The sequence below is a fragment of the Alphaproteobacteria bacterium genome (genome assembly GCA_030740435.1).
Classification (GTDB): domain Bacteria; phylum Pseudomonadota; class Alphaproteobacteria; order UBA2966; family UBA2966.
Map to the genome: position 1 here is coordinate 1 of JASLXG010000139.1, position 26,235 is coordinate 26,235.

The following is a 26,235-nucleotide window of genomic DNA, read 5'->3' on the forward strand; positions in this document are numbered from 1 at the left end:
CCGGCCACCCTCACCACCATGGCCACCGGCACTTCGCCCTTGATGTCGTGGGGCACCGAGACGACACAGACGTTGGCCACGTCGGGATGGCGCAGCAGCAAGTTCTCGACCTCGATGGGATAGACGCTTTCGCCGCCGCACTGGAACATGTCGTCGGTGCGGCCCTTGAAATGGAAAAAGCCCTGGGCGTCGATCTCGAAGAGATCGCCGGTGCGCAGCCAGCCGTCGACGATGCGCTGGCGGTTGACCTCGGGCAGGTTGTGGTAGCCAGGCGTGACGCCCGGGCTTTTCATCCAGAGCTCGCCGAAGGAAGCGTGCTCGGCGCCGTTCTCGTCGATGAGTTTGGTATCGCAGCCGGGCACCGGGGTGCCGCAGCTCGAGTGCGGCGGGCGCGGCCCGGAAAGCTTGACGCCGTGTGAAATGGGGCCGGCCTCGGTCAGGCCGTAGCCCTGGTAGACGGGCACGCCGAAGGCCTCCTCGACGGCCTACAGCAGCCACGGCAGACACGGCGCCGAGCCCACCAGCAAGCCCTTGAGGGCGCCATAGTCGCAACTTTCGACGACGTCGCGGTGCTCGAGCAACAGCGCGAAGATCGAGGGCACAGTGATAGTATAGCTGCAGCGCTGTTCGGCCAGTGCCCGCAGGAAGGCACGGGGCTCGAAGCTTTGCATGATGACCATCGAGGCACCCAGCCGCAGCATCGGCTTGACCACGCCCGAGAAGGCGTTCTTGTGGTAGAGCGGGTTGGCGGTGAGCGCACGGGCCTGGCCGCTGAACACGGGTTCGAACTGGCTGGCGCAGGCCTCCAGATTCCAGGCCTGGCCGGCGTGGCTCAGCGGCACCCCCTTGGGCCGGCCGGTGGAACCCGAGGTGTAGGGCTGCATGAGGATGTCGTCGCCGCCCACGTCCAGCGGCGTGAAGGCCGGAGCCGCCGCCATCAAGATCTCGAAGTCCTGCCAGCCCTCTGCGGCCTGACCGACGCTGATACGCAGCTCCAGCCCGGCCTCGACCACCGCGGCCAGGGCTGCGGGGCTGACGCTGGGCTCGACGAAGGCCGCCCGGGCGCCCGAATCATTGATAATGAAGGCGATGGTCTCGGCCCCCAGGCGATTGTTGACCGGCACCGGCACGACGCCGCTGCGCATCGCCCCGATGACGATCTCGATGTATTCCAGGCGGTTGCCGACGCAGATCGCGAAGCGCTCGCCAGGCTTCAGGCCCAATTCCTGCAGCAGTGCCGCCACTTGGTCGAAGCGGCGCTGCAGCTCGCCATGGCTGCGCCGGCGCACGGCCTCGCCGGCCAGTTCGATGATCGCCACCTTGTCGGGCCGGCGCCGCGCCTCGGCCGCCCCCAGGTAGCCCAGATTGTCCACCCTTATTTCGGCCATCCCAGCCTGCCCGCGGCTCAGTTCCGGGTCACCACCAGCGAGGCGTTCTGACCGCCGAAGCCGAAGCCGTTGACCTGCACGGCGGCGATGGGCCCAGCCGCCGGTTGGCCGATGACGACCTCGAATTCGGCCTCGGGATCGATCTCGGTGGTACCCGCCGTGGGCACCAGGGCCGCCTCGTTCATGCTGTGCAGCCCGGCCAGCAGGCCCATGACCCCGGCGGCGCCGGCGGTGTGGCCGACATGGCCCTTGATGGAAGCCACGCGTAGCGGCTTTTCGCGCTCGCCAAAGACCCGGTTGATGGCGCGGATCTCGGCCGTGTCGCCGACCTGCGTGCCGGTGCCGTGGGCGATCAGGGCGTCGATGTCGCCGGCCCCCCCGGGCAGGCCGGCATCGGCAATGGCCAGCTCCATGGTGCGGCTCTCCCAGCGCCCGTCGGGGTGCGAGGACGAGGGGTGGTAGCCGTCCGAGAGGCAGGCATAGCCGCGCAAGTAGCCGTGGATGGTGGCGCCGCGGGCTTGGGCCCGATCTGCGCGTTCGAGGATCACCATGCCGGCGCCCTCGCCGCCCATGACGCCGAAGCGTTCGGTGTTGAAGGGGCGGCAGGCCTTGAGAGGATCGGGCTGGGGCTGGAACATGCCGTAGAGCCCGGCGGCGATCAGTGTCACCTGGGTGCGGGCGGCGTCGCAACCGCCGGCGATGGCGACATCGGCCTCGCCGCGCTCGATCAAGCGCGCCGCCACGCCCATGGCGTCGATCGACGAGGCACAAGCCGTCGAGACCGTGAGCAGCGGCCCGTGCAACCCCCAGCGCAGTGCGATCTGCCCCGCCGCCATGTTGGGCCAGGCCTGGATCTGCAATTTTCGCGAGACTCCCGACGGGCCCTCGAGATCAAGGCCGCGTTGCGATTCGGCGATGCTCTCGACGCCGGCGCACGAGGTGCCGACGACCACGGCCGTGCGCTCGGCGTCGAGCTCGGCAATACCCGAGGCCTCCACCGCCTGCACCGCGGCGGCAATGGCGTACTGAGCGAAGCGGTCGGTGCCGGCGGCGACGCGCTCGTCCATCCAGTCCTGGGCTCGGAAATTCTCGACCCGCGACATCCAGGCGTTCTCCAGGCCCGGCTCATTGTTCCAGGGCGTCGGCCCGACGGCAACACGGGCGGCCGACAGGTTTTGGCAAAATTCCTCGACGCTGTGACCCAGCGAAGACATCACACCCAGGCCGGTAATGGCAATGTTTTCCAAAGCAGCCTCCCGATATGGTTTTTTTGCCCCTACCACCCCTCGGGGAATAGAATAGTGGCGAATCGGCGCTATGTGAATGCCGCCGCCCCGTCGTGCAATACCCGTCCGGAATGGCCGATGCTTCTGGCGCTAACGATCCGCGACATCGTCATCATCGATCGTCTCGAGGTGGAATTCCGCGCCGGACTTTGCGTGCTCACGGGCGAGACCGGAACCGGCAAGTCGATCCTTTTGGATGCGCTGGGGCTGTGCCTCGGCGACCGCGCCCAGTCGGCCCTGGTGCGGCCCCATTGCGAGCGCGGCCAGGCGACCGCGGAATTCGTCGTGGCGCCCGGCCATGCGGCGCTCGAGCTACTGGCCGAGCAGGGCCTCGAGGCCGACGACCGCTTGCTGCTGCGCCGCGTGGTTGCAGCCGACGGGCGCAGCCGCGCCTTCATTAACGACCAGCCCGTCAGCGGTGCACTGCTGCGCCGTATCGGTGCCACCCTGGTCGAAATCCAGGGCCAGCACGAAGCGGTCGGGCTGCTCGACACGGCCAGCCACCGGCGCCTTCTCGATTTGTACGCCGGCGCCGATTTGGCCGACGTCGGGGCGGCCTGGCAGACCTTGAGCCAGAGCCGCCAGACCCTGGCGGCGGCCGAGGCAGCGCTGGCCAGCGCCCGTGACGACGAGGACTACACCCGCCACGTGCTCGACGAGCTCACGGCCCTCGATCCCCAGCCTGGCGAGGAGGCCGAGTTGACCAGCCGCCAGAGCCTGCTCAAGCACGGTGCCCAGATCGCCGAGGCGCTCGAGGCCGCGCGCCAGGAACTGAGCGGCGAGGGCGGCGCCGCCGGCCGCTTGCGCAGCGCCGAACGCAGCCTCGAACGGGTGGCCGAGCGGGCCGCCGGGCAACTTGACGAAAGCCTGGCCGGGCTGGGCCGGGCGGCCCTCGAGACGGCCGAGGCGGCGGCCCTGCTCGACGACGCGGCGGGTCAGCTCGATGCCGACCCGACGGCGCTGGCCAAGCTCGAGGACCGCCTGCACGGCCTGCGCACGGCAGCCCGCAAGCACCGCGTGACGGTCGACGAACTGCCGGCGCTGGCTGCCGAGTTCGCCACCCGCCTGGCCGCCATCGACGGCGGCGAGGCCGAGATCGAACGCCTGCGCCAGGCCGCCGCCACGGCCCACCAGGCCTATGGCAGCGCCGCCGAGCGCCTGTCCGCGAGCCGACGCGCCGCCGCCGCGCGCCTTGACGGCGCCGTGGCCGCCGAGCTTGCCCCCCTGAAGCTGGAGCGCGCCACTTTCACGACGGCGCTCGAGAGCCTGGACGAGACGGCCTGGGGGCCCGAGGGCAGCGATCGCGTCGGCTTCGAGGTTTCGACCAACCCGGGCCAGCCGCCGGGACCGCTTTCGCGCATCGCCTCGGGTGGCGAGCTGAGCCGCTTTCTGCTCGCCCTCAAGGTCGCCCTCGCCGGCGTGCGTTCGGCGCCGACGCTGATCTTCGACGAGATCGACCGCGGCGTCGGCGGCGCCACCGCCGACGCCATCGGCGCCCGCCTGGCGCGCCTGGCGGAAAACCTGCAAGTCCTCGTGGTCACCCATTCGCCCCAGGTGGCGGCGCAGGGCAGCCACCACTGGCGGGTGGGCAAGCAGTCGAACGGCGAACAGGCCGTGGCCACGCTGATCGAGCTCGACGCCCCGGCGCGGCGCGAGGAACTGGCGCGCATGCTGGCCGGGGCCGAGGTCACCGACGAGGCCCGGGCCGCGGCCCAAAGCCTGATGGCCAGCGAGTAGCGCCGGGCATGGCGGCCAAGCGGCCCGAGATTGCCGCCGAGGATCTCGGCCCCCTGGAGGCGGCCGGCGAGCTGGCCGATTTGGCGACCGAGATCGCCGCCCACGACCGGCGCTATTACCAGGACGACGACCCCACCATCAGCGACTCCGACTACGACGCGCTGCGCCGGCGCAACGCCGCCATCGAAGCCCGATTTCCCGAACTCAAACGCCCCGACAGCCCCAGCGACCGCGTCGGTGCGACCGCCGCCTCGGGCTTCGCCAAGGTGCGCCACCGCCAGGCCATGTTGTCGCTGGAAAACGCCTTCGGAGCGGCCGAAGTGGCCGATTTCATCGGCCGCTTGCGGCGCTTTTTGGCTCTCGACGAGGCCGAGCCGGTGGCGCTGCTGGCTGAACCCAAGATCGATGGCCTCTCGGCCTCGCTCTATTACCAGGGCGGTGTCCTGGTTCAGGGCGCCACTCGCGGTGACGGCGAAAACGGCGAGGACGTGACGCGGAATCTCAGAACCATCGCCGACGTGCCCCAGCAACTCTCGGGCAGCGGCTGGCCGGCCGAGATGGAAATCCGCGGTGAGGTCTTCCTCGGCAAGCAGGATTTTGTGGCCCTCAACCAGGCTCAGGAAGAAACCGGAAAACCGCCCTACGCCAACCCCCGCAACGCCGCCGCCGGCAGTTTGCGCCAGCTCGATCCAGCGGTGACGGCGGAACGGCCGCTGAGTTTTTTCGCCTACGCCTGGGGGTTGCTCTCGGCGCCCTTCGCCGAGACCATCAGCGAGGCCCGGAGAGAGCTCGAGAACTGGGGATTCAGACTCAACGAACCGGCCGTGTTGTGCCACGACCTCAAGGCGCTGCTGGCCCACTACGCCCACCTCGAGCAAAGCCGGGCCGATCTTGACTTTGAGCTCGACGGCGTCGTCTACAAGGTCGACCGGCTCGACTGGCAGGATCGCCTGGGCGTGGTCAGCCGGGCGCCGCGCTGGGCCATCGCCCACAAATTCCCGGCCCAACAGGCCGAGACCAAACTGCACGAAATCGAGATTCAGGTCGGGCGCACCGGGGCGCTGACACCGGTGGCCCGGCTCGAACCCGTCACCGTGGGTGGCGTCACGGTGACCAATGCGACACTGCACAACGAGGACGAGATCGCGCGCAAGGACGTACGTCCGGGTGACACCGTGGTGGTGCAACGCGCCGGCGACGTGATTCCCCAGGTGGTGCGCGTGGTCATCGGAAAGCGGCCCTCCGACAGCAAATCCTTCGTCTTTCCCGAAATCTGCCCGGAATGCCAAAGCCCCGCCTTGCGACCCGAGGGCGAGGTGGTGCGGCGCTGCAGCGGCGGACTGCTTTGCCCGGCCCAGGCGGTGGAACGGCTCAGGCATTTCGTCAGCCGCAACGCCTTCGACATCGAGGGCCTGGGTGCCAAGCAAGTGGCTGCCTTCTGGCGTGACGGCCTGGTGCGCGAGCCGGCCGAGCTGTTCACCCTGGCGAACCGCAACGCCAGGCTGGAGCCGCCGCTGGCCGAGCGCGAGGGCTGGGGCGAACTCTCCGCCGCGAACCTCTTCGCCGCCATCGAGGCCAAGCGCGAGATCGGCCTCGAGCGCTTTATTTTCGCGTTGGGCATCCGCCGCATCGGCCAGGCCAATGCCCGCCTGCTGGCCCGCACCTACGAAAACGCCGAGGCCTTTTTCGCCATGCTCGACGAGGCCGTCAGGGAGCCCGAAGGCGAGGCCCTGGCCGGGCTGGAGAACATCGACGGCATCGGCCCCGAGATCGCTGCCGTGCTGACGGGCTTCATGAATGAGCCCCACAACCAGAAGATCATCGCCGAGCTGCGTGGCGTTCTCACCATCATCGACGCCGAGGCACCGACGGGCTCATCGCCCCTGGCCGGCCGCACCGTCGTCTTCACCGGCACGCTGGAGACCATGTCACGGGCCGAAGCCAAGGCCCGGGCCGAGGCCCTGGGCGCCAAGGTGGCGGGCTCGGTCTCCAAGAAGACCGACTACGTGGTGGCCGGCCCCGGATCCGGCTCGAAGGAGAAAAAGGCCCGCGAGCTAGGGCTCGAGGTGCTCGACGAAGCCCAGTGGCGCGAGCTCAGCGGCGAATAAGCTATATCGGCGCGCAGGCCCCGGCTAGCCACTCGGCCGTGGCCGTATCCAGCAACGGCGCGATCTCGGCCAGCACCTCGGCGTGGTAGGCGTCGAGCCAGGCCGTCTCCTCGGAATTCAGCAACTCAGCCTCGATCAGGCGGCGGTCGATGGGCGCCCGGGTCAGGGTCTCGAACCCGAGATACGATTTGCCCTCGGGATAATCGCCGGCGATTTCGACCACGGCCAGCAGGTTTTCGATGCGGATGCCGAAGGCGCCGGGGCGGTAATAACCGGGCTCGTTGGAAACGATCATGCCGGGCCTGAGCGGCGTCGCGCTGCCGGTTTTGGCGATGCGCTGGGGCCCCTCGTGGACGCCGAGATAGCAGCCCACGCCGTGGCCTGTGCCGTGGTCGTAGTCGAGCCCGGCCCGCCATAGCGGGCCGCGCGCCAACGAGTCGAGCTGGGCCCCCGTGGTGCCGGCGGGAAAGCGCGCCCGGGCCAGGGCGATGTGGCCCTTGAGCACGTGCGTGAAGCAGGCCCGCATCTCGGCCTCGGGCCGGCCGATGGCCACGGTGCGGGTGACGTCGGTGGTGCCGTCGAGGTACTGGGCCCCGGAATCGACCAGATAAAGGCTGCCGGCCTCGAGCCGGCGGTTGCTGGCCGGGCTCACCCGGTAGTGGACGATGGCGCCGTTGGCCCCGGCGGCCGAGATGGTGTCGAAGGAGAGGCCGCGGAAATGCTCGCCCCCGGCGCGCCAGGCCTGCAGCCGCCGGGCGGCGCTCAGCTCGTCGATGCCGCGGCCCGGTGCCTCGGCCTCGAGCCAGGCCAGAAAATGCACCAACGCCACGCCATCACGGCGGTGGCAGCTCCGCATGCCGGCCAGTTCGACATCGTTCTTGCAGGCCTTGGGCAACTGGCAGGGGTCGGGGCCGGGCTTTATCTCGGCGCCGGCCTGGCGCAGTTGCTGGAAGATCCAGGCGGCGGCGCTGGTGGCATCGACGCGCACGTTTTGACCGGCCAGCGCCGCCAGGCCGGCCGCCAGTTCGGCCGGCGGCCGCGGGCGCACGCCGTTGCCCAGGTGGCTGCGGCTCTCCGGCCCGAGCTTTTCCTGCACCGCGAAGAGCTCGACCTCGCCGTCCGCATGCAGGATGGCAAACGATAGCGGCAAGGGCGTGTGCGCCACGTCGCCGCCCCGCAGGTTCAACAGCCAGGCGATCGAATCGGGCGCCGTCAGCACCGCTGCCGCCAGGTCCTCTTGCTCCAGCTCGGCCGCCAGGCGCTGACGCTTGGCAGCGGCGCTTTCGCCGGCGAAGCGCTCCTCGTGGGGCACCATGGGTTCGGCCGGCGGCCCTGGCCGGTCGGGCCAAATGGCATCTAGGGGATTGTCGGCTGTTGCCACCAGTTCGCCGCCGGCCTCGGCGCAAGATTTGACTAAGCCTTCGACGGCGCGCTCGCTGTGCAGCCAGGGGTCATAGCCCAGCCGGCCGGCCGCCAGGTGCTGCCCGATCCATTCGCCCGGCGGCGCGTCGATCAAGTGGCGGAGCTGATAAAGCCGGGCGTCCGTCTGCTGGCGCAGTTGCAGCGTATAACGGCCGTCGACAAAAACCGCGGCCTGCTCCGCCAGCACCACCGCCAGGCCGGCCGAGCCGCTGAAACCGGTGAGCCATTCCAGCCGCCGGGCATGGGGCGGAATGTATTCTCCCCCGTGTTCATCGGCCCGGGGCACCAAAAAACCCTGCAAACCCCGTCCGGCCAATTCCGCGCGCAAGGCCCGCAAGCGCTCCTCGGAGACCCCCTCGGGGGGCTTCTTGTTCTGCTTTCTCATCGCCGAATTATGCGCCGGTGCCGGCCCGGGCCGCAATCGGAAGCCTTGATTGGGTCCCGCACGGATCTCCTTCAGGCATGCGGAATCGGCATTGCTGCGGTGCAAAATCATCACCCCAAAACCCCCTCCAAAAGCTTGAAAAGGCCATTGTGCAGCGCAATATCCAGAGAACAACCAGAGGGCTGCGGGCGCTCCCCCGAATGCAAGGAACGAGAACATGACCACTTCCACCTATTACGGCCACACGCCCGGCCACCACGGCGGCCTGATTGCCACCGTCGTCGAGCACATTGGTGGCACCCTGAGGACGCTCAAAACTGTCGTCCGCAACCGCTACCACCGCCATCTCGCCTATCAGGAACTGATGGTACTCGACGATCGCATGCTGCGGGACATCGGCCTCAATCGTGCCGACATCGGGGCGGTGGTCCGGGGCGACTGGTACGATCCGCGCAAGTAGCGCGGGTCGCTTTTTGTCGCTCACGGCGGCGGACCTGCGGTCCGCAGCCTGCGCGGGCGCGCCGCAGTAGCGGCGGGTCGCGTTGCTCCCGTTGGCTTTTGTCGCTCACGGCGGCTCCGCTACGCTCCGCTGCCTCCGCGGGGGCACCGCAGTAGCGGCGGGTCCCGGTCGCTCCCGTTGCACAAAAGGACCAAGCAGAAAAAGGAACAAACGGCGGCCGCGCTAAGCCGCCCCCGGCACGGGGGCGGAGGCCAAGCGCGCGGAGCGCGCGCCCGGTGAGGGTCTAACAAAACTCGTTGGTACAAGTACCAACGTGCTCCAGCCCTCCAGCCGGTAGCGCCGCCGCAGGCTGAGCCCGGCCCGCAGGTAGGCGGCGATGACGCCGCCTTCCTGGCGCTGCAACAAACCCGACAGCACCACACTCGCCCGCCGCCCCAGGTGGGCCGCCAGATCGGCGGCCAGAGCTTTTAGCGGCTGGGCCAGGATGTTGGCCACGATCAGGTCATAAGGGGCACCACGCCGCACCTCGGCGTGGCCGAAGCCGTCGGCATTGAGGCATCTCACCAAGCCGCCAACCCCGTTCAGATCGGCGTTGTCGCGGGCGATGGCCACGGCGCCGGCGTCAATGTCGACGGCCAGCACCGGCCGGGCCCAGGTGCGGGCCATGGCCAGGGCCAAGATGCCGCTGCCACAGCCCAGGTCCAGGGGCCGGGAAAAGTGCTGGCCGCCGGCCAGGCCGTCGAGGGCCAGCAGGCAACCCAGCGTACTGGCATGACCGCCGGTGCCGAAGGCCGGGCCCAGGTCGATCACCAAATCGGTGACGGCGTCATCGCTGGCCACGGTGTGGTGGCTGCCGCGGATGCGAAAGCGCCCGGCCCGCACCGGCTGGTGGCTGGCCAGGGCGCGCTTGACCCAGTCCTCGGCCGCCAGGAGGGAGAGGCTGAATTCGAACCTCCGGCCCGGCAGCGCCGCCAGCGCCGCCGCCAGCCGGCGGCGTTGCGGCCGTTGCTCGGACAGGGCGCTGACCTGCCACCGCCCGGGCTCGACTTCGAAGCTCGAGATCGAAACGCCGGCACCGGGCCAGGCGCCCTCGATTTCAGCCGCTTCCAGGGCACTCGCCAGCGCCGCCTCGACGGCCTCGACGGCCGCCGCGGCAACCGTCACATCGACCTGCCAGAGCCCGCCCCCGCTATCGCTGGGCGCCATCAGGCCGGACTGACGAAGCTGTCGACGACCTTCTTGGTGCCGGCCTTGTCGAAGTCCACCTGCAACCGGTTGCCTTCGACCGCCATGACCCGGCCGTAGCCGAATTTCTGGTGGAAGACGCGGTCACCGGTGTTGAAGGCGGCCGTGGCCTGGCGCACGGGCAGCCGTTCGGCCCGGCCCTCGACGATCAGGCCGCCCGAGGTGGCGGCGGGATCGTATGGCCTCGGCCCGCCACCCGTGGTGGCGAAGAAGCTGGTCTCCTCGGCCTCGGCACGGCCGGCGTGGAAACCGGTATCGGAGCGCAGCTCGAGGTGCTCGGGCGGCAGCTCGTCGATGAAGCGCGAGGGCAGGCAGGAGCGCCACTGGTTGTAGACGCGGCGGTTGGCGGCGAAGCTCAGCTGCACCCAGCGTCGCGCCCGGGTCAGACCGACGTGGGCCAGGCGGCGTTCTTCCTCCAAGGCCTTCGTGCCGCCTTCATCGAGGGCGCGTTGGTGGGGCAGCAGTTCCTCCTCCCAGCCGGGCAGGAAGACGCAGTCGAATTCCAGGCCCTTGGCGGCGTGCAGCGTCATGATGTTGACCTTGTCGTTGTCGCTGGCCTCTGTGTTTTCCATCACCAGGCTGACGTGTTCGAGAAAGCTCTCCAGGCTCTCGAACTCCTCCAGGGCGTGGATCAGCTCCTTGAGGTTCTCCAAGCGCCCCGGTGCGTCGGGCGCCTTGTCGTGCTGCCACATGGCGGTGTAGCCCGATTCGTCGAGCACCAGTTCGGCCACCTCGACATGGCTGAGCTCACCCAGGCGGCGGCGCCAGCGCTCCAGCGATTCCAGGAATCCGGCCAGCGAGCGCCGCGCCTGGGGCCGCAATTCATCCGTCGTCACGACCTCGCGGGCGGCCTGGTCGAGCGACACGCCACGAGCCCGGGCCAGACCGTGCAGCGCCCGCATGGTGGCGTCGCCGAGGCCGCGTTTGGGGTTATTGACGATGCGCTCGAAGGCGAGATCGTCGTGGGGCTGCACGACCAGGCGGAAATAGGCGTTGGCGTCGCGGATCTCGCGGCGCTCATAGAACCTGAGGCCGCCGATCACCCGGTAGGGCAGGCCCAGCGTCAGGAATCGGTCCTCGAACTCGCGCATCTGAAAGGCCGCCCGCACCAGGATGGCGATGCCGTCAAGGCTCTGGTGCTCGCGCTGCCGGGCCTCGATCTCTTCGCCCACCACGCGGGCTTCGTCCTCGCCGTCCCAGACGCTGCGTACCACCACACGGTCGCCCTCGCTGGCCTCGGTCCACAGCGTCTTGCCCAGGCGTCCCGCGTTGTGGGCGATGAGGCCGGCGGCGACGGCCAGAATGTGCGGCGTCGAGCGGTAGTTCTGCTCCAGGCGGATGACCTGGGCGCCGGGAAAGTCGCGCTCGAAGCGCAGGATGTTGCCGACCTCGGCACCGCGCCAGCCGTAGATCGACTGATCGTCGTCGCCGACGCAGCAAATATTGCGGTGCTTCTGCGCCAACAGGCGCAGCCACAGGTACTGGGCCACGTTGGCGTCCTGGTATTCGTCGACCAGCAGGTAGCGGAAGCGTTCCTGGTATTGGGTCAACACCTCGGGGTGGCGGGTGAAAATCGTCAGGCAGTGCAGCAAAAGATCGCCGAAATCGGCAGCATTCAGGGTCGTCAGGCGCTGCTGGTAGGCAGTGTAAAGGGCCGGCGCCTTGCCATAGGCGAAGTCGCCGCCGTCGTCGGCAGCCAGCTTTTCCGGGCTCAGGCCGCGGTCCTTCCAGCGCCCGATGATGATGGCCAAGACCCGTGCCGGCCACTGCTTTTCGTCGACATCGGCGGCACTGATGACCTGTTTCATGAGCCGCACCTGGTCGTCGGTATCGAGGATGGTGAAGTTGGACTGAAGCCCCACCAGTTCGGCGTGGCGGCGCAGTATGCGCGCCGCCATGGCGTGGAAGGTGCCGAGCCAAAGGCTTTCCACCGGCCGTCTCAGCAGGCCCTCGATGCGGCCCTTCATCTCGATCGCCGCCTTGTTGGTGAAGGTCACCGCCAGCACCTCGCCGGGCCGGGCCAGGCCACAAAACAGGATATGGGCGAGCCGCGTGGTCAGGGCCCGAGTCTTGCCCGTACCGGCCCCGGCCAGCACCAGCACCGGCCCCTCGGTGGCCTCGACGGCTTGGCGTTGCGGCTCGTTGAGGGCCGCGATGTAGGGCGGCGGGGCGGCGGCAGCCGGCGCCGCCGGTTCCGGCTCGGGCTCATATTCGGCAAGGTCGAAGGGATCAGTCATGACTAACGACATATAGCACGGACGGGCGCCGGCTGATCGCCGACTAAACGTTGTCGTGCTCCTCGTCGTGGGCTTTCAGAAGCGCGCGGTTGTATTCGCGCAGCACGGTGCGGTGGTGCAGGATGCCGATGACGTGGCGGTCGGCGATGTTGTCGACCACGGCCAGGTGATCGTCGCCACTGGCTTCCATCAGGGCCAGCGCTCGTTCCAGATTATCGCTGGCCTCGACATAGGCGGGGTTGGCGCGGGCCGCGTCACGGGCGTTGATGAGGTCGTCGAGGCCGGCCTCGAAGGCCACGTCTTTTACGTCGGCGAAGGACAGCGTGCCCGAGAGGCGGCCCTCGTCGTCGATGACGAAGAAGCCGGTCTCGGGCGAGTTCTGGAAGTGCCGGCGGATCGAGGTCATGGTGGCGCTTTCGGAGATGGTCACGAATTCCGCGCTCATCAGGTCGCGAGCCCGGGCCGAGCGCAGGAGCTGGCGGGCGCGGCCGCCCTTGATGCTCAAGCCGCGGCGTTCCAGGAGCCAGATGAAGAAGGACTTGCCCAGCACCTCGTGGACCACGACGCTGGCCACCGAGACGGAGATCATGGTGGCCACGGTGACGCCATAGTCGCCTGTGAGTTCGAAGACGATGAGAATGGTCGAAATGGGCGCCCCCAGCACCGGCCCCGCCACTGCCCCCATGCCGACCATGGCGTAGAGCCCGGGGCTGCTGGCCAAATCGGGCCGCACGGCCGCCGCCACCAGGCCGAAGGCGGCACCGGTCATGGCGCCGATAAAGAGCGACGGGCTGAAGACACCGCCGCCGAAGCCCGAGCCCAGCGTGATCGCCGTGGCCGTGGTCTTGGCCACCACCAGGGCGATCAACAGCCAGAGCGGAAAGGCCGCCTTCAGGGCCCCGTCCGTGGCCTCGTAGCCGACGCCCAGGACCTGGGGAAAAAAGATCGCGATGGCGCCCACCAGCAGGCCGCCGACGGCCGGGCGCAGCCAGATCGGTGTTTGGGAACGTTCGGCCACGTCCGTGGCCACCATGATGCTCCACATGAAAATGAGCGCCACCGTGGCGCAGACCAGACCGAGCAAGAGGAAGGCGGGGAACTCGAGGAACGAGGCGATGCTATATTCCGGCACGATGAAGGCGGGAAAATCGCCAAGGTGCAGCCTGGACACGATGGTGCCGACGACCGAGGCGATGACGATGGGCGAAAAGGCGTGCAGCGCGTAGTGCCCGATGACCACCTCGAGGGCGAAGAAGACGCCGGCGATGGGGGCGTTGAAGGACGCCGCCACGGCCGCGGCCACGCCGCAGCCCAGCAGCGTCAGCGCCAAGGAGGGGCTGAGGTGGGTGCGCCGCGCGATGGCCGAGGCCAGCACGGCACCGAAATGCACCATCGGCCCCTCGCGCCCGGCACTGGCGCCGACGCCCAGCGAGGCCGCCGACACGGCTACCGCCGCCAGTCCCTGGTTGAGTGACATGCGGCCGCCCGAAAGCGCCCCGGCCTCGATCACCTGGGCCACGCCCTGGGCCTGACGGCCGGGCATGACGTAGCGCAGGAATAGGCCGATCAAAAGCCCCCCCACGGTCGGCGCCAGCAACAGGTGCCACCAGTCGAGCTGGCTGGCCAGCGTGTGTACGCGCTCCGACGAAAAACCATAGAACAGGTACTGCACACCCTGCAGCGCCAGGCGAAAGCCGATGGCGGCATAGGCCGCGGCGGCACCGGCCAGGATGGCAAGCAGCGACAGCACGACCTGGTCGTTGCGCCAGAAGCGGAACCAGCGGACCAAAAAGCGCCGCCTCAAGGCGCGACCGCTAATCTTCATGACTATCCCCGGGGGCAACTTCACCGGTGATGCCGACGGGCGGTGGCGTGCCGCGGACCTGGGCATAGAGCCGGCCGTAGAGCTCCTGGAAGTTCCGCAGCTCGATGCCGGCGACCTCGGCGTTATCGCGCCAGGTGCGCTCGGTCTCGCGGGCCACGGCGGCGGCGATCATCTGGCCGGCACCGTAACAGGTGAAGCTGCGGCATTCGCTGTAGCCCTCGGCCTCGAGGCGCGACCACATGGTGCAGCGGAAATCGTCGTCGAGGTTGCGACAGGGCGCACCGGCCGACTTCTTGTAGTGCGGCCAGTCGAAAGCCGGGGCGTCGCAGCACAGCCCATGGCAGTTGGCGCAGTCGGGTTCCTGGATGCCGTTCTGGTTTGGGCTCAGTTGCATTGCCCGTTCGAGCCCTCGGCGCAGGTCGTCTTGCCGTCTATCCAGGTGGCTCCCGAGAGATCGGCGTTGAGCAAATCGGCCCCGGTCATGTGGGCGCCCGTGAGGTCGGCGCCGCGCAGCTTGGCGCGAAAGAGGCGCGCCCGGCGCAGGTCGGCGCCCTGAAAACTGGCGCCCGTCAGATCGGCCTTGGTGAAATCGGTCTCGGTCAGGCGGGCGTTGTCGAAGCGTGCCCGGGCGACGTTGGCGCTGACGAACTTGGCCCGGTGGGCGTTGGCGCCCGAGAAATTGGCGCCCGAAAGATCGGCCCGGACAAAACGGGTCTCGCGCAGCATGGCACCCGAGAGGTCGACGCCGGGCAGCCGCCGTTCGTCGGCATAGCAGCGCCGCCAGTCGACGCTCGGCCGCGCCGGATCGGTGCAGGCGGCTAGCGCGGCGCCGGCCTGCAAGCAAGCCAGCGCCAGCAGCTGCATGACAAAGAGATTTATTTTCCTAATCCGCACAGTGCTTTCCCAACGATCCACGACTGCCCCAAGGCTAGGACGAATCGGGCCGCCGGCAAAGGGCCGTCGTCACGCCTTGCGCACGATGCCGATGCGGGCACAAGCCTGTTCGGGCCGGTCCAGTTCAGCGTGGGCGATCTTGATCTCGTCGAGCTTGGCCAGGGTGGCCGCCGGCAGGGGTGCCGAGCGCCGCGCCCCCAGGTCTACGTGCAGCGCCATCCATTCGCAACTGGCCGAGAGAAATCCCTCGTCGCGGTGATACATGCGGCAGAGGTAATGCATGCGCTTGGCATCGAAATCGAATAATTGCAACTCGAACCGCAGTGGCGCGCCTGCCGTCACCTCTTGGAAATAATTGACGTGGCATTCGACCTGAAAGATCGAGCAATTGGTCGCCTCGAGGTATTTCTCGCCAAGGCCCAAGAGATCGAACCAGGCATCGGTGGCGTGATCGAAGGCCAGCACGTAATAGGCCACGTTCATGTGGCCATTGTAGTCGATCCACTCCGGCAACACGGATTCTTCGTGGATCTGCAGCGGTGCGTCGATGGTCATGGCGGGTCACTAGAGCAAGGGCGCAGGCCATTTGCAAGACGCCCTGGCGCGGCCTAGTTTACTTGCCACACCCCCCTTTCGAGAGAACCCCGCCATGAACGACGCCGCCCGCAACGACACCACCATCGACGAGCTCCGGGCGCTTTTAGGCGACCGCCTCAGCACCTCGGCCGCCGTGCGCGAGCACCACGGCCAGGACCTCTCTTATCACGAGGCCCATGCCCCGGATGCCGTGGCCTTTCCCGTGAAGGCGGACGAAGTCGAGGCCATCGTCGGCATCTGCGCCAAGTACCAGACGCCGATCGTGCCCTTTGGCGCCGGTACCTCGCTGGAGGGGCACGTGGCGGCCCTGAAGGGCGGCGTCTCGATCGACTTCGCCGAGATGAACGCCATCATCGAGGTCAACGCCGACGACATGGACGTGCGCGTCGAGCCCGGCGTGTTGCGCAAGCAGCTCAACGAACACCTGCGCGACACCGGGCTTTTCTTTCCCATCGACCCCGGCGCCGACGCCTCGATCGGCGGCATGGCGGCGACCCGGGCCTCGGGCACCAATGCCGTGCGCTACGGCACCATGCGCGAGAACGTGCTGGCGCTGGAGGTGGTGCTGCCCGACGGGCGGCGCATCCGCACCAGCCGCCGCGCCCGCAAGTCGGCGGCGGGCTACGACCTGACCCGGCTTTATGTGGGCTCGGAAGGGACGCTGGGCGTTTTCACCGAGATCACGCTCAAGCTCTATGGCATCCCCGAGGCCATCACCGCGGCGGTTTGTTCCTTCCCCGACGTGGCCAGCGCCGTGCAGGCCGTCATCAAGACCATCCAGTACGGTATTCCGGTGGCCCGCATCGAGTTGCTCGACGAGGTTCAGATCAAGGCCTCGAACGCCTATTCCAAGCTCGACCTGACGGTGGCGCCGACGCTGTTTCTGGAATTCCACGGCAGCGAAGCGGGCGCCGCCGAACAGGCCGAGAACGTCCAGGCCATCGCCGCCGAACACGGCGGCGGCGACTTCCAGTGGACGGCCCAGGCCGAGGACCGCTCGCGGCTCTGGCAGGCCCGCCATGACGCCGCCTACGCCAGCATGGCCTACCGGCCAGGCTGCAAGGTCTGGGCCACCGACGTCTGCGTGCCCATCTCGCGCCTGGCCGAGTGCATCGCCGAGACCCAGGCCGACGTCGCCCAAGCCTCCATGCCGGTGCCCCTGGTGGGCCACGTCGGCGACGGCAATTTCCACCTCGCCTTCCTGCTCGATCCCGACCAGCCGGCCGAGTGGGAGGAAGCCAAAGCCATCAACGGCCGCCTGATCGAGCGGGCGCTCGAGATGGAAGGCACCTGCAGCGGCGAGCACGGCGTGGGCTCGGGCAAGATCGACTACCTCGAGGCCGAGCACGGCGAGGCGCTCGAGGTCATGCGGGCGCTGAAGCGGACGCTGGACCCCGACAACCTGATGAACCCGGGAAAGATGGTGCGGGTCTGAAGCGGCGCCGGACGCTTGGCGCCGGGCCCATGACGCAGCGCCGGCCAGCTGCCGGACGCCGGGCCACCCTCGGCAGCTGCAGCCTGGCGCACTTTCTGCACGACGGCTTTTCCGACGTCATCTATTTGCTGCTGCCGCTGTGGCAGGCCGAGTTCGCCTTGTCACTGACTCAAGTAGGCCTGCTGAAATCGTTCTTTGCCGGGGCCCAGGCCGCAACCCAGGTGCCGGTCGGGCTGCTGGCCGAACGCCTGGGCGAACGCCCGCTGTTGGTGCTGGGAACAGTCGTGGCGGCGTCCGGCTTCCTGGCCTTCGGGCTGGCCGGCGGCATGGTGACGTTGGCGCTCTTGCTAATGCTGGCCGGCGCCGGTTCGGGCTGCCAGCATCCGCTGTCGTCGGCCCTGGTTTCCAAGGCCTACGAGGACGGCCCCAGGCGGGCGGCGCTGGGCATCTATAATTTCAGCGGCGACCTGGGCAAGGCGGCGCTGCCGCCGCTGCTGGCGCTGATCGTCATCGCCTGGCACTGGCGCTGGGGCACCTTGGCCTTCGGTATGATCGGCCTGGCCTTCGCCGCCGGCCTGCTGGTGCTGCTCACCTGGCTGGCCGTGGGGGCGAGGGCTGGAGCGGAGCGGCCGGCGGAACGGCAAGGCGGCACGGCCATCTCCGGTTGGGGGATCACCGATCGCCGGGGTTTCGCCACGCTTTCCCTCATCGGCATCATCGACGGCGCCTCGCGCACCGCGTTCCTGACCTTTTTCCCCTTCCTGCTGCTGGCCAAAGGGGCCGGCGTCGATACCCTGGGGCTGGCGCTGGCGCTGGTCTTCGGCGGCGGCGCGGCGGGGAAATTTCTTTGCGGCGTGCTGGCCGAACGGCTCGGCATCATCCGCACCATTTGGCTCACGGAAGTTCTCACGGCGGGCTCCATTCTGGTTCTCATCCCAGCTCCGCTAGGGTTTTCGCTGGCCCTTCTACCCCTGGTCGGCCTCGCTCTCAACGGCACCTCATCCGTGCTCTATGCCACCATCGCCGATTTCGTGGTGCCGCAAAGGCGGTCGCGCGGGTTTGGCCTCTTTTACACCTTGGGCATCGGCGCCGGCGCCGTCTCCCCGGCCTTGTTCGGCTTGCTTAGCGACCAAGCAGGGGTGGCCGTGACCCTGGCGGCAGTGGCGCTCTGGGTCCTGCTGATCGTGCCGCTCGGCTATCTTTTGCGCCCCTCCCTGGCGGCTCCCGAGGGGGCAGGAAAATGAGTCGAAGGGTCGCGGGAAACTGCTACACTCGGCAGTCATAAATCAATAATCGGATACCAACCGGCGGCGTTGCCGGATTGGGAGGACAGGTGCCGAGACTACTCGAAATCGAGGATCTGAAGACCCAGTTCTTCACCTCCGCCGGCACCGTGCGGGCGGTCGACGGCATCAGCTATGGTGTCGATGCCGGCGAGACGGTGGCGCTGGTCGGCGAATCCGGTTGCGGCAAGTCGGTCAGCGCCCTTTCCATCCTCAGGCTGATTCCCGATCCGCCCGGCCGCGTGGTGAGCGGCACCATCCGCCTCCTCGGCACCGACCTTTTGGGCTTGAGCGACGAGGAAATCCGCAAGATACGGGGCCAGCGCATCGCCATGGTGTTCCAGGAGCCCATGACGTCGCTCAATCCGGTGCTGTCGATCGGCCTGCAGCTCACCGAGACGCTGCAACAGCATCTCGCCATGACGCCCGAGGCGGCGCGCGATCGCGCCCGCGAACTCCTGGGCATGGTCGGTATTTCCGATACCGAACGGCGTCTCAAGCAGTATCCCCACCATTTCAGCGGCGGCATGCGCCAGCGCGTGATGATCGCGCTGGCGCTTTGCTGCGAGCCCGAACTGATCATCGCCGACGAGCCCACGACAGCGCTCGACGTCACCATCCAGGCGCAAATCCTCGAGCTGATGAAGGACCTGACCCGGCGCCTGGGCGTGGCCTTGGTCATCATCACGCACAACCTGGGCGTCGTGGCGCGCTATGCCGACCGGGTCAACGTCATGTACGCCGGCAAGATCATCGAGCGGGGCAGCGCCCACGATATCTACGCCCAGCCCCGCCATCCCTATACCGTGGGCCTGCTGGGTTCGGTGCCCCGGCTCGACCAGCCGCGGCGCAAGAAGCTCGAATCCATCGAGGGCCAGCCGCCCGACCTGGCCCGGCTCGACGACGGCTGCGCCTTCCGGCCGCGTTGCCGCCAGGCCCATGAGCGCTGCGCCGAAGCGATACCGGACCTCGAAACCGTGGGCGAGGGCCATCTCGCCGCCTGCTGGCGCTTGGCCGAGCTGGCGCCGCCGGCCCAGGCGGCCTCATGAACGCGCCGCTGGCCACGCCGGAAGCTGGGCCACCCGAAGCGGCGGGCCAGGCCCTGGTCGAGGTCAGGGAGTTGCGCAAGTATTTCGCGGTCAGCGAGGGCCTGCTGATGTCCCGCAGCGTGGCCCAAGTCAAGGCCATCGACGGCATCAGCTTCCATATTCAGAAGGGCGAGACGTTGGGGCTGGTGGGCGAATCGGGCTGCGGCAAGACCACCACGGGGCGCTGCATCCTGCAGCTCGACCGGCCCAGCGCCGGCCACATCGTGTTCGACGGCGTCGACTTGACCAGCCTCGATCAGCGGGCCTTGAGCCCCTATCGGCAGAAGATTCAGGTGATCTTCCAGGACCCCTATTCGTCGCTCAATCCGCGCATGAAAATCGGCCAGATCATCGCCGAGCCGATGAAGGTGCACGGCATCGAACCAAGCCGCGAGGGACGGCGGAAAAGGGTCAGGGAACTGTTGGAGACCTGCGGTTTGCCGGCCCGCATGGCGGATCGCTATCCCCATGAGATGAGCGGCGGCCAGCGCCAGCGCGTGGGCATCGCCCGGGCGCTTTCGCTGAGGCCCCAATTCATCATCTGCGACGAGGCGGTGTCGGCGCTGGATGTCTCGATCCAGGCCCAGGTCATCAACCTCCTCGAGGACCTGCGCGACGAGTTCGATCTCACCTATCTCTTCATCTCGCATGACCTCAGCGTGGTGCGTCACCTCAGCCAACGGGTGGCGGTGATGTATCTCGGCAAGATCGTCGAGATGGCCGACTGCGACGCGCTCTACGACAACCCGCGCCACCCCTACACGCGAGCCCTCCTGGAGGCGGTTCCGGTGCCGGACCCGATGGTTGAAGGGACGCGGGCGCACGAGGTGATGGCAGGCGAAGTGCCCAGCCCCATCAACCCGCCGTCGGGCTGCGTCTTTCACCCACGCTGCCCGTTGGCCGTCGAGAGCTGCCGTACGCAGGTTCCAGAGTTCCGCGAAAGCGAGGCCGGCCACTGGCTGGCCTGCACCGAGGTTTGAGGGCGCACGGCGGTGACGCAGGGCGCCCATAGGAGCGTAGTTGGTAAAAGAACAACAGAAAACCTAGCATCAGGGGAAGGAGAAACGATATGCGAATCCGATTTGTGAAACACGCTATTCCGCTGGCCGCCGGCCTGGCCTTGGCGCTCGGCGCCATGGCTCCGATGGCGCCGCTGGCCCAGGCCGCCAAGAAGGGTGGAATCCTCAAGTACGTGGTGCCGGCGGAGCCGCCGAGCTTCGACGGACACCGCGAAACCACCTTCGCGCTGATCCATCCCATCGCGCCCTTCTACAGCGTGCTGATCCGGGTCAATCCCGACAACCCAAGCTCGCCCACGGATTTCGTCTGCGATCTCTGCACCGAAATGCCCAAGCCCAGCGCCGACAACAGCTATGTCTTCAAGCTTCGCAAGGGCGTCAAGTTCAGCGACGGCTCGTCGCTGACGGCCCACGACGTGGTGGCCACCTTCAAGAAGATCATCTTCCCGGCGGCCGGCGTGGCCAGCGCCCGCAAGGCCTTCTACGTCATGGTCGACAGCGTCACCGCAACCGACGACCACACCGTGAAGTTCAAGCTCAAATACCCCTCCGGCGCCTTCATCCCGGCCTTGGCCAATCCCTACAACTTCATCTACGCCAAGAAGATTCTCGACAAGGACATGCACTGGTATGAGAAGAACGTCATGGGCTCGGGTCCCTTCCGCCTCAAGGAACGCCAGGCCGGCGCCCTGATCAGCGGCACCCGCAACCCCGACTACTACCACTCCGGCAAGCCCTACCTCGACGGTTTCGAGGCCATCTTCGCCAAGAAGCAATCGCTTCGCGTGCAGGCCGTGCGCGGCGACCGGGCGGCCATCGAGTTCCGCGGCTTCCCGCCGAAAAGCCGGGACGATCTGGCCAAGGCGCTGGGCAAGGACATCACGGTCCAGGAGAGCAACTGGAACTGCGTCCTCATCGCCACACCGAACCATAAGAAAAAGCCCTTCGACAATCCCAACGTGCGCCGCGCGCTCAGCCTGGCCATCGACCGTTGGGGCGGCTCCAAGTACCTCTCGCGCATCGCCATCGTCAAAGCGGTGGGCGGCGTTGCCTTCCCGGGCCATCCCCTGGCGGCGACGAAGTCCGAACTCGAGCAGATCGCCGGCTACTGGCCCGACATCAACAAATCTCGGGCCGAGGCCAAGCGCCTGCTCAAGGAAGCCGGAGCTTCCAACCTCAAGTTCACCCTCAATAACCGCGGCGTCGATCAGCCCTACAAGATCGTCGGCACCTGGCTGATCGATCAGTGGAAGCAGGTCGGGCTCACCGTCGACCAGCGGGTACAGCCCACCGGTCCCTTCTACGCTTCGCTCCGCAAGAAGAAGGATTTCGACGTTTCCATCGACTTCAACTGCCAGGCCGTGGTCAATCCGCTGCTCGACGTGGCCAAATACATATCCGACGACGTCTCGGGCAACAACTACGGCAACTACCAAGACCGCGAGATGGACAAGATGTTCAACGCCATGAACCAGGCGGCAAGCGTCAGCGAACAACGCTCCATCATGCGCAAGTTCGAAAAGCGTGCGCTCGACGAGCAGGCCAACGCCTTCATCACGCTGTGGTGGTACCGCATCATTCCTCACAGGTCCTACGTCAAGGGCTGGAAGATCAGCCCCAGCCATTACCTGAACCAGGACCTTTCAGGGGTTTGGCTGGAGCAATAGCCCGAGCCCAGGTTTGTTGAGACCAAAGGCTCCCCGCCCGTAAGACAGGCGGGCGGGGAGTGATGGAGCCATGTACCAGTACATCGTCAAGCGCATCCTGTTGATGATCCCGACGCTGCTTGGCGCCGCCGTGCTGGTGTTCTTTCTGCTGCGCCTGATTCCGGGCGACATCTGCGAGCTTAGGATGGCCGGGACGGGGGGGTATTTCGACAAGGAGGCGCTTGATATCTGCCGCGCCGAGATCGGCATCGACCAGCCGCTCTTCATGCAGTTCATCGATTTCATCTGGGGTTTCATCCAATTCGACCTGGGCACCTCGATGTGGACCAACCGGCCCATCGGCGAGGAGATAGCGCTGCGCTTCGAGCTCTCCCTCCAGGTCGCCATCATGGCCACCCTCACGGCCACCTTGATCGCCATTCCGCTGGGCACCGTGTCGGCCATCAAGCAGAACACCTGGATCGACTATGCCGTCCGCATCTTCAGCATCGCCGGTATCGCCATGCCGTCCTTTTGGCTCGGCATCCTCATCATCCTGGGCTTGCTGGTCTCGACCCAGGCCTTTTGGGGCACACCCTGGATGCCGCCCATCCAATACGTGCCGCTGTGGGTGGATCCCTGGCAAAACCTCAGCATGCTGATCTGGCCCACCGTGGCCACGGGCTATCGTTATTCCGCCGTGGCCACCCGCATGACCCGTTCGGCGCTGCTCGAGGTTCTGCGCGAGGACTACGTCCGCACCGCCCGGGCCAAGGGCCTCAGGGAAAAGCTCATCATCAACCGCCACGCGCTTCGCAATGCGCTGCTGCCGGTGGTGACGGTAATCGGCATCGAGTTCGCCTTCCTGATGGGCGGGCTGGTGGTGACGGAACAGGTCTTCAATCTGAATGGCCTGGGCAAGCTGTTCGTCGAGGCGGTCACCAACCACGACTACACCCTGACCCAGGCGCTGGTCATGGTCGTGGTGACGGTCTTCGTGGTGACCAACTTCGTGGTCGATATTCTCTATGCCTGGTTGGATCCCCGGATTCGCTACACTTAAGTCAAGGACAGCCTGCCGTGACCTCCGAAATCCAAGTCGAAGCAGAAATCGAGGATTACGCCGAGAAGTCGCCGTTGGCGACGGTCGTGCTCGAGATGATGCGCCGCCAGCCTCTCGGTGCCGCCGGAGCCTTGATCGTCATCGTCATGATCCTGATGGGGGTCTTTGCCGACGTCTTGACGTCCTACGACCCGACCGCCAACTCCTTCGCCGAAATGCACCTGGCGCCGAGTGCCGAGCATTGGCTGGGCACCGACCAATTCGGCCGGGACCTGTTGTCGCGCATCATCCATGGCGCCCGCACGGCGCTGTTCGTGGGTTTCGTCTCGGCCTTCATCGGCGCCACTCTGGGCCTCGTGCTGGGCGTCGGCAGCGCCTATTTCGGCGGCCGCATCGACCTCGTCTTCCAGCGCGTGATGGACGTCTTCATGGCCTTCCCGCTGATCATCATGGCGCTTGCCGTGGTTTCGATCTTCGGCACCGGAACCCAGAACGTGATCATCGCCATCACCATTCCCTTCATCCCGCGCTGCGCCCGCGTGGTGCGCTCATCCGCCCTGGCGATCCGCGAAATTCCCTACATCGACGCGGCCCGGGCCTGTGGCTTCAGCCATAGCCGCATCATCTTGCGCCACATGGTGCCTAACGTCATGGCCTCGTTCCTGATCATGATCACGGCCTTCGTCGGCCAGGCCATCCTGCTCGAGGCCTCGCTCTCCTACCTCGGCCTGGGGGTCCAGGAACCGACCCCGGCCTGGGGCCTGATGCTGCAAGGCGGCGCCGAGGAATACGCCGAAAGCGCGCCCTGGATCGCCATCTTTCCCGGCCTCGCCATCAGCCTGGCGGTGTTCGGCTTCAACCTCTTCGGCGATGCCGTGCGGGATACTTTGGATCCCCGCCTGCGCTCGGAATAGCAGGCGCGGCCTGGCGTCCCGCCTGGGCCAACAGCTCCCGGCCGAGCGGCGTCACCACGACGAAGGTCGCCCCACCATTGCGGCGCTCGCGGCCGACCAGGCCCTGATCCAAGGCATCCTCCCAGATGGTCAGGTTCGGGCATGACGTGCGCCAAGCCGCCATGACCTCGTCATAGGGGCGCGGCCGGCCCGCCAGCCATTCCACCAGATCCAAAAGCAAAGCCTGTGTATCAGCGGCCATCGCCGGCTCCTTGCGCCTGTGGCCTGCCATCATAGCAGGCTGCTGAAACACTCGATGGTGATGGTTTCAAGTGCCTTTTGGACAGCGTCGCGGATTGGTCGCCGCCCCTCTCTCTTTCTGCCTACGATAGCGACCGGCTCCCTCCCTAACTAAAGTAGGGACAGGGACCCTTTTTTCCGCCGCGCCTGGTCGAAGCCAGAGCCGCAGCCAGTCACGCCTTTGCACCGAAAAAGTAGGGACAGGGACCACTTTTTGGGGTGAGGTGGGGGGCGGCGCCGGCCAAAGTTTACCGGGGCAACCTTGGTATGCTCTACGATCGACAAGTGCCGCCGCACCCACCATTTTTCCCGGAGATGACATGACGTTCTCCACCATCGATGCCGAAAATCTTGCCCAGGCCCTGACCGACGGCGGCGAAATCGCCTTTCTCGACGTGCGCGAGGAGGGCGAGCACGGCCAAAGCCATCCCATCCTGGCCGTCAACCTGCCGCTGGGCCGGCTCGAGATCATGGTCCGCGACCTGCTGCCCGGGGCCGCCAGCCGCATCGTCATTGCCGACGACAACGGTGCCGCCGACGGCGAAGCAGACCGCGCCGCCGAACGGTTGGGCGCCATGGGCTACGGCAATGTGACTGTACTGGAAGACGGCTTCGCCGCCTGGGGCGCGGCCGGCCTCGAGCTTTACTCCGGCGTCAACGTACTCTCCAAGACCTTCGGCGAGTGGGTCGAGCTGGAATTCGCCACGCCCAGCCTGTCGGCCGACGAGGTCAAGGCCAAGCTGGACGCCGGCGCCGACCTGGTCATCCTCGACAGCCGGCCCTGGGGCGAATACCGCAACATGAACATTCCCTCGGGCATCAACGTGCCCGGCGGCGAGCTGGTCTTGCGTGTCGCTGATCTGGCGCCCGACCCCGAGACCCTGGTGGTGGTCAACTGCGCCGGCCGCACACGCTCGATCCTGGGCACCCAATCGCTGGTCAACGCCGGCCTGGTCAACCCCGTGGCGGCGCTGCGCAACGGCACCATGGGCTGGCAGCTGGCCGGGCACGAGCTCGAGTTTGCTGCCGGGCGCCGCTACGGCGAGGTATCGGGGCCGGCACTGGCTTGGTCGCGCGCGGCGGCGGCTCGCGTCGCCGAGCGCTTCGCCGTCGCCAGCGTCGACGCCGCCACCATTGAGGCCTGGCGGACCGACCGGGATCGAACCCTCTATCTGCTCGACGTGCGCTCACCCGAGGAATACCTGGCCGGGCACTTGGCCGGCTCGCGCCCGGCGCCCGGCGGCCAACTGGTGCAGGCCACCGATCACTACCTGGCGACGCGCAACGCCCGCGTCGTGCTGCTCGACGACGACGGCGTGCGGGCCCGCTTGACGGCAAGCTGGCTCAAGCAGTTGGGCTGGGCCGACAGCTTCGTGCTGCAAGACGGGCTGCCGGACGGGCTGGAAAGCGGGCCCCATGTGCCCGACGTGGCGCTGCCCGGCGGCGTCGAGCCGGTACTGATCTCGGCCGGCGAGCTGGCCGGCCGGATTGCTGAGAACGGCCTCACGGTAATCGACGTGGGCTCCAGCCAGGCCTACGCCAAGGGCCACGTGCCCGGCGCCTGGTGGCTATCCCGGGCCAGACTCGGCACCTCGTTCGAGCGCTTGCCGCCGACTGATACCTATGTCGTCAGCGCCGGCGAGCCCGCCCTGGCGGCTCTGGCGGCCCACGAGATCGCCGCCCTTGGCGGCGTCCCCGCGATGGTTCTCGAAGGCGGCAGCACGGCCTGGCACCAGGCCGGCCTGGCCCTCGAAGAGGGCGCCACCAGGCTGACCAGCGAACCCGTCGATGTCTATTACCGGCCCTACGAGCACGGTGCCGCCCCCGCCGACGCCATGCAGGGCTATCTCGACTGGGAGCTGGCCCTGCCCGGGAAGTTGGCCCGCGACAAAACGCTCAGCTTTCCCCGCGTTGCAGGCTGATC

General features: G+C 67.5%; 20 protein-coding genes and 1 pseudogene. 11 read left to right on the top strand and 10 right to left on the bottom strand.

Translation table 11 applies throughout. The features are described from left to right. Window positions 1-1,388, bottom strand: a pseudogene (locus QGG75_14335) (class I adenylate-forming enzyme family protein). A gap of 17 nt (window positions 1,389-1,405) precedes the next feature. Next, on the bottom strand, window positions 1,406-2,635 hold the full coding sequence (locus QGG75_14340; protein MDP6068411.1) for a beta-ketoacyl-[acyl-carrier-protein] synthase family protein: 1,230 nt from the start codon (window positions 2,633-2,635) through the stop codon (window positions 1,406-1,408). Between the two features lie 117 nt (window positions 2,636-2,752). Here QGG75_14340 and recN point away from each other — a divergent pair, with 117 nt between their 5' ends. Both recN and ligA read left to right on the top strand, forming a co-directional pair. Further along, window positions 2,753-4,411 carry a DNA repair protein RecN gene (gene recN / locus QGG75_14345; GenBank protein MDP6068412.1) on the top strand — a complete coding sequence of 553 codons (1,659 nt, stop codon included), beginning with the start codon at window positions 2,753-2,755 and terminating at the stop codon, window positions 4,409-4,411. 8 nt (window positions 4,412-4,419) lie between these two features. Beyond that, window positions 4,420-6,519: an NAD-dependent DNA ligase LigA gene (ligA, locus tag QGG75_14350; GenBank protein ID MDP6068413.1), complete on the top strand. Its 2,100-nt coding sequence runs from the start codon at window positions 4,420-4,422 to the stop codon at window positions 6,517-6,519. Between the two features lies 1 nt (window position 6,520). On the opposite strand, the gene QGG75_14355 is transcribed toward ligA, so the two are convergent. Then, complete coding sequence (locus QGG75_14355; protein ID MDP6068414.1) at window positions 6,521-8,326, bottom strand: aminopeptidase P family protein; 1,806 nt, start codon at window positions 8,324-8,326, stop codon at window positions 6,521-6,523. Between the two features lie 217 nt (window positions 8,327-8,543). Between QGG75_14355 and QGG75_14360 the strand changes: the two genes are divergently transcribed. Further along, on the top strand, window positions 8,544-8,786 hold the full coding sequence (locus QGG75_14360; protein MDP6068415.1) for a DUF1127 domain-containing protein: 243 nt from the start codon (window positions 8,544-8,546) through the stop codon (window positions 8,784-8,786). A gap of 222 nt (window positions 8,787-9,008) precedes the next feature. Here the strand turns inward: QGG75_14360 and QGG75_14365 are convergent, their stop codons facing one another. The 6 genes from QGG75_14365 to QGG75_14390 all read right to left on the bottom strand — a co-directional run bounded on the left by QGG75_14365 (window position 9,009) and on the right by QGG75_14390 (window position 15,542). Further along, window positions 9,009-9,992, bottom strand: a complete 984-nt coding sequence (locus QGG75_14365) for a 50S ribosomal protein L11 methyltransferase (GenBank protein ID MDP6068416.1) — start codon at window positions 9,990-9,992, stop codon at window positions 9,009-9,011. Continuing rightward, window positions 9,992-12,268, bottom strand: a complete 2,277-nt coding sequence (locus QGG75_14370) for a UvrD-helicase domain-containing protein (protein ID MDP6068417.1) — start codon at window positions 12,266-12,268, stop codon at window positions 9,992-9,994. The genes QGG75_14365 and QGG75_14370 overlap by 1 nt, the downstream gene beginning before the upstream one ends. Window positions 12,269-12,311: 43 nt before the next feature. Then, window positions 12,312-14,093, bottom strand: coding sequence for a chloride channel protein (locus tag QGG75_14375; protein ID MDP6068418.1), 1,782 nt, complete (start codon window positions 14,091-14,093; stop codon window positions 12,312-12,314). After that, window positions 14,083-14,487 carry a hypothetical protein gene (locus QGG75_14380; GenBank protein MDP6068419.1) on the bottom strand — a complete coding sequence of 135 codons (405 nt, stop codon included), beginning with the start codon at window positions 14,485-14,487 and terminating at the stop codon, window positions 14,083-14,085. Before QGG75_14380 ends, QGG75_14375 begins: the two co-directional genes overlap by 11 nt. Next, a complete protein-coding gene (locus QGG75_14385; GenBank protein ID MDP6068420.1) occupies window positions 14,478-14,957 on the bottom strand; it encodes a pentapeptide repeat-containing protein in 480 nt (159 codons plus the stop codon). Before QGG75_14385 ends, QGG75_14380 begins: the two co-directional genes overlap by 10 nt. 99 nt (window positions 14,958-15,056) lie before the next feature. After that, the gene (locus QGG75_14390) at window positions 15,057-15,542 is read right to left on the bottom strand and encodes a thioesterase family protein (GenBank protein ID MDP6068421.1); all 486 of its coding nucleotides are present in this window, start codon (window positions 15,540-15,542) and stop codon (window positions 15,057-15,059) included. A gap of 94 nt (window positions 15,543-15,636) precedes the next feature. Here QGG75_14390 and QGG75_14395 point away from each other — a divergent pair, with 94 nt between their 5' ends. The 7 genes from QGG75_14395 (at window position 15,637) to QGG75_14425 (ending at window position 24,032) form a co-directional block, all read left to right on the top strand. Further along, window positions 15,637-17,019, top strand: coding sequence for an FAD-linked oxidase C-terminal domain-containing protein (locus QGG75_14395; protein ID MDP6068422.1), 1,383 nt, complete (start codon window positions 15,637-15,639; stop codon window positions 17,017-17,019). A gap of 29 nt (window positions 17,020-17,048) precedes the next feature. Continuing rightward, window positions 17,049-18,263, top strand: a complete 1,215-nt coding sequence (locus QGG75_14400; protein MDP6068423.1) for an MFS transporter — start codon at window positions 17,049-17,051, stop codon at window positions 18,261-18,263. 89 nt (window positions 18,264-18,352) lie between these two features. Further along, complete coding sequence (locus tag QGG75_14405) at window positions 18,353-19,351, top strand: ABC transporter ATP-binding protein (GenBank protein MDP6068424.1); 999 nt, start codon at window positions 18,353-18,355, stop codon at window positions 19,349-19,351. Further along, the gene (locus QGG75_14410; GenBank protein ID MDP6068425.1) at window positions 19,348-20,370 is read left to right on the top strand and encodes an ABC transporter ATP-binding protein; all 1,023 of its coding nucleotides are present in this window, start codon (window positions 19,348-19,350) and stop codon (window positions 20,368-20,370) included. The genes QGG75_14405 and QGG75_14410 overlap by 4 nt, the downstream gene beginning before the upstream one ends. Window positions 20,371-20,459: 89 nt before the next feature. Further along, the gene (locus QGG75_14415; protein ID MDP6068426.1) at window positions 20,460-22,076 is read left to right on the top strand and encodes an ABC transporter substrate-binding protein; all 1,617 of its coding nucleotides are present in this window, start codon (window positions 20,460-20,462) and stop codon (window positions 22,074-22,076) included. A gap of 70 nt (window positions 22,077-22,146) precedes the next feature. After that, window positions 22,147-23,118, top strand: coding sequence for an ABC transporter permease (locus QGG75_14420; protein MDP6068427.1), 972 nt, complete (start codon window positions 22,147-22,149; stop codon window positions 23,116-23,118). 17 nt (window positions 23,119-23,135) lie between these two features. Next, window positions 23,136-24,032: an ABC transporter permease gene (locus QGG75_14425; GenBank protein ID MDP6068428.1), complete on the top strand. Its 897-nt coding sequence runs from the start codon at window positions 23,136-23,138 to the stop codon at window positions 24,030-24,032. Here the strand turns inward: QGG75_14425 and QGG75_14430 are convergent. Continuing rightward, window positions 23,974-24,273, bottom strand: a complete 300-nt coding sequence (locus QGG75_14430) for a hypothetical protein (protein MDP6068429.1) — start codon at window positions 24,271-24,273, stop codon at window positions 23,974-23,976. The genes QGG75_14425 and QGG75_14430 overlap by 59 nt on opposite strands. 358 nt (window positions 24,274-24,631) lie before the next feature. Here QGG75_14430 and QGG75_14435 point away from each other — a divergent pair, with 358 nt between their 5' ends. Next, entirely contained in the window at window positions 24,632-26,233 is a 1,602-nt protein-coding gene (locus tag QGG75_14435; GenBank protein ID MDP6068430.1) for a rhodanese-like domain-containing protein, read from the top strand. Window positions 26,234-26,235 lie beyond the last annotated feature (2 nt).

What these genes read in the sequence shown, in the direction of transcription:
- QGG75_14390 (MDP6068421.1), bottom strand. Translation starts at nt 15,542, where the DNA reads ATGACCATCGACGCACCGCTGCAGATCCACGAAGAATCCGTGTTGCCG.
- QGG75_14380 (MDP6068419.1), bottom strand. Translation starts at nt 14,487, where the DNA reads ATGCAACTGAGCCCAAACCAGAACGGCATCCAGGAACCCGACTGCGCC.
- QGG75_14360 (MDP6068415.1), top strand. Translation starts at nt 8,544, where the DNA reads ATGACCACTTCCACCTATTACGGCCACACGCCCGGCCACCACGGCGGC.
- QGG75_14395 (MDP6068422.1), top strand. Translation starts at nt 15,637, where the DNA reads ATGAACGACGCCGCCCGCAACGACACCACCATCGACGAGCTCCGGGCG.
- ligA (MDP6068413.1), top strand. Translation starts at nt 4,420, where the DNA reads ATGGCGGCCAAGCGGCCCGAGATTGCCGCCGAGGATCTCGGCCCCCTG.
- QGG75_14370 (MDP6068417.1), bottom strand. Translation starts at nt 12,268, where the DNA reads ATGACTGATCCCTTCGACCTTGCCGAATATGAGCCCGAGCCGGAACCG.
- recN (MDP6068412.1), top strand. Translation starts at nt 2,753, where the DNA reads ATGCTTCTGGCGCTAACGATCCGCGACATCGTCATCATCGATCGTCTC.
- QGG75_14435 (MDP6068430.1), top strand. Translation starts at nt 24,632, where the DNA reads ATGACGTTCTCCACCATCGATGCCGAAAATCTTGCCCAGGCCCTGACC.
- QGG75_14375 (MDP6068418.1), bottom strand. Translation starts at nt 14,093, where the DNA reads ATGAAGATTAGCGGTCGCGCCTTGAGGCGGCGCTTTTTGGTCCGCTGG.
- QGG75_14420 (MDP6068427.1), top strand. Translation starts at nt 22,147, where the DNA reads ATGTACCAGTACATCGTCAAGCGCATCCTGTTGATGATCCCGACGCTG.
- QGG75_14415 (MDP6068426.1), top strand. Translation starts at nt 20,460, where the DNA reads ATGCGAATCCGATTTGTGAAACACGCTATTCCGCTGGCCGCCGGCCTG.
- QGG75_14430 (MDP6068429.1), bottom strand. Translation starts at nt 24,273, where the DNA reads ATGGCCGCTGATACACAGGCTTTGCTTTTGGATCTGGTGGAATGGCTG.
- QGG75_14400 (MDP6068423.1), top strand. Translation starts at nt 17,049, where the DNA reads ATGACGCAGCGCCGGCCAGCTGCCGGACGCCGGGCCACCCTCGGCAGC.
- QGG75_14365 (MDP6068416.1), bottom strand. Translation starts at nt 9,992, where the DNA reads ATGGCGCCCAGCGATAGCGGGGGCGGGCTCTGGCAGGTCGATGTGACG.
- QGG75_14410 (MDP6068425.1), top strand. Translation starts at nt 19,348, where the DNA reads ATGAACGCGCCGCTGGCCACGCCGGAAGCTGGGCCACCCGAAGCGGCG.
- QGG75_14355 (MDP6068414.1), bottom strand. Translation starts at nt 8,326, where the DNA reads ATGAGAAAGCAGAACAAGAAGCCCCCCGAGGGGGTCTCCGAGGAGCGC.
- QGG75_14385 (MDP6068420.1), bottom strand. Translation starts at nt 14,957, where the DNA reads ATGCAGCTGCTGGCGCTGGCTTGCTTGCAGGCCGGCGCCGCGCTAGCC.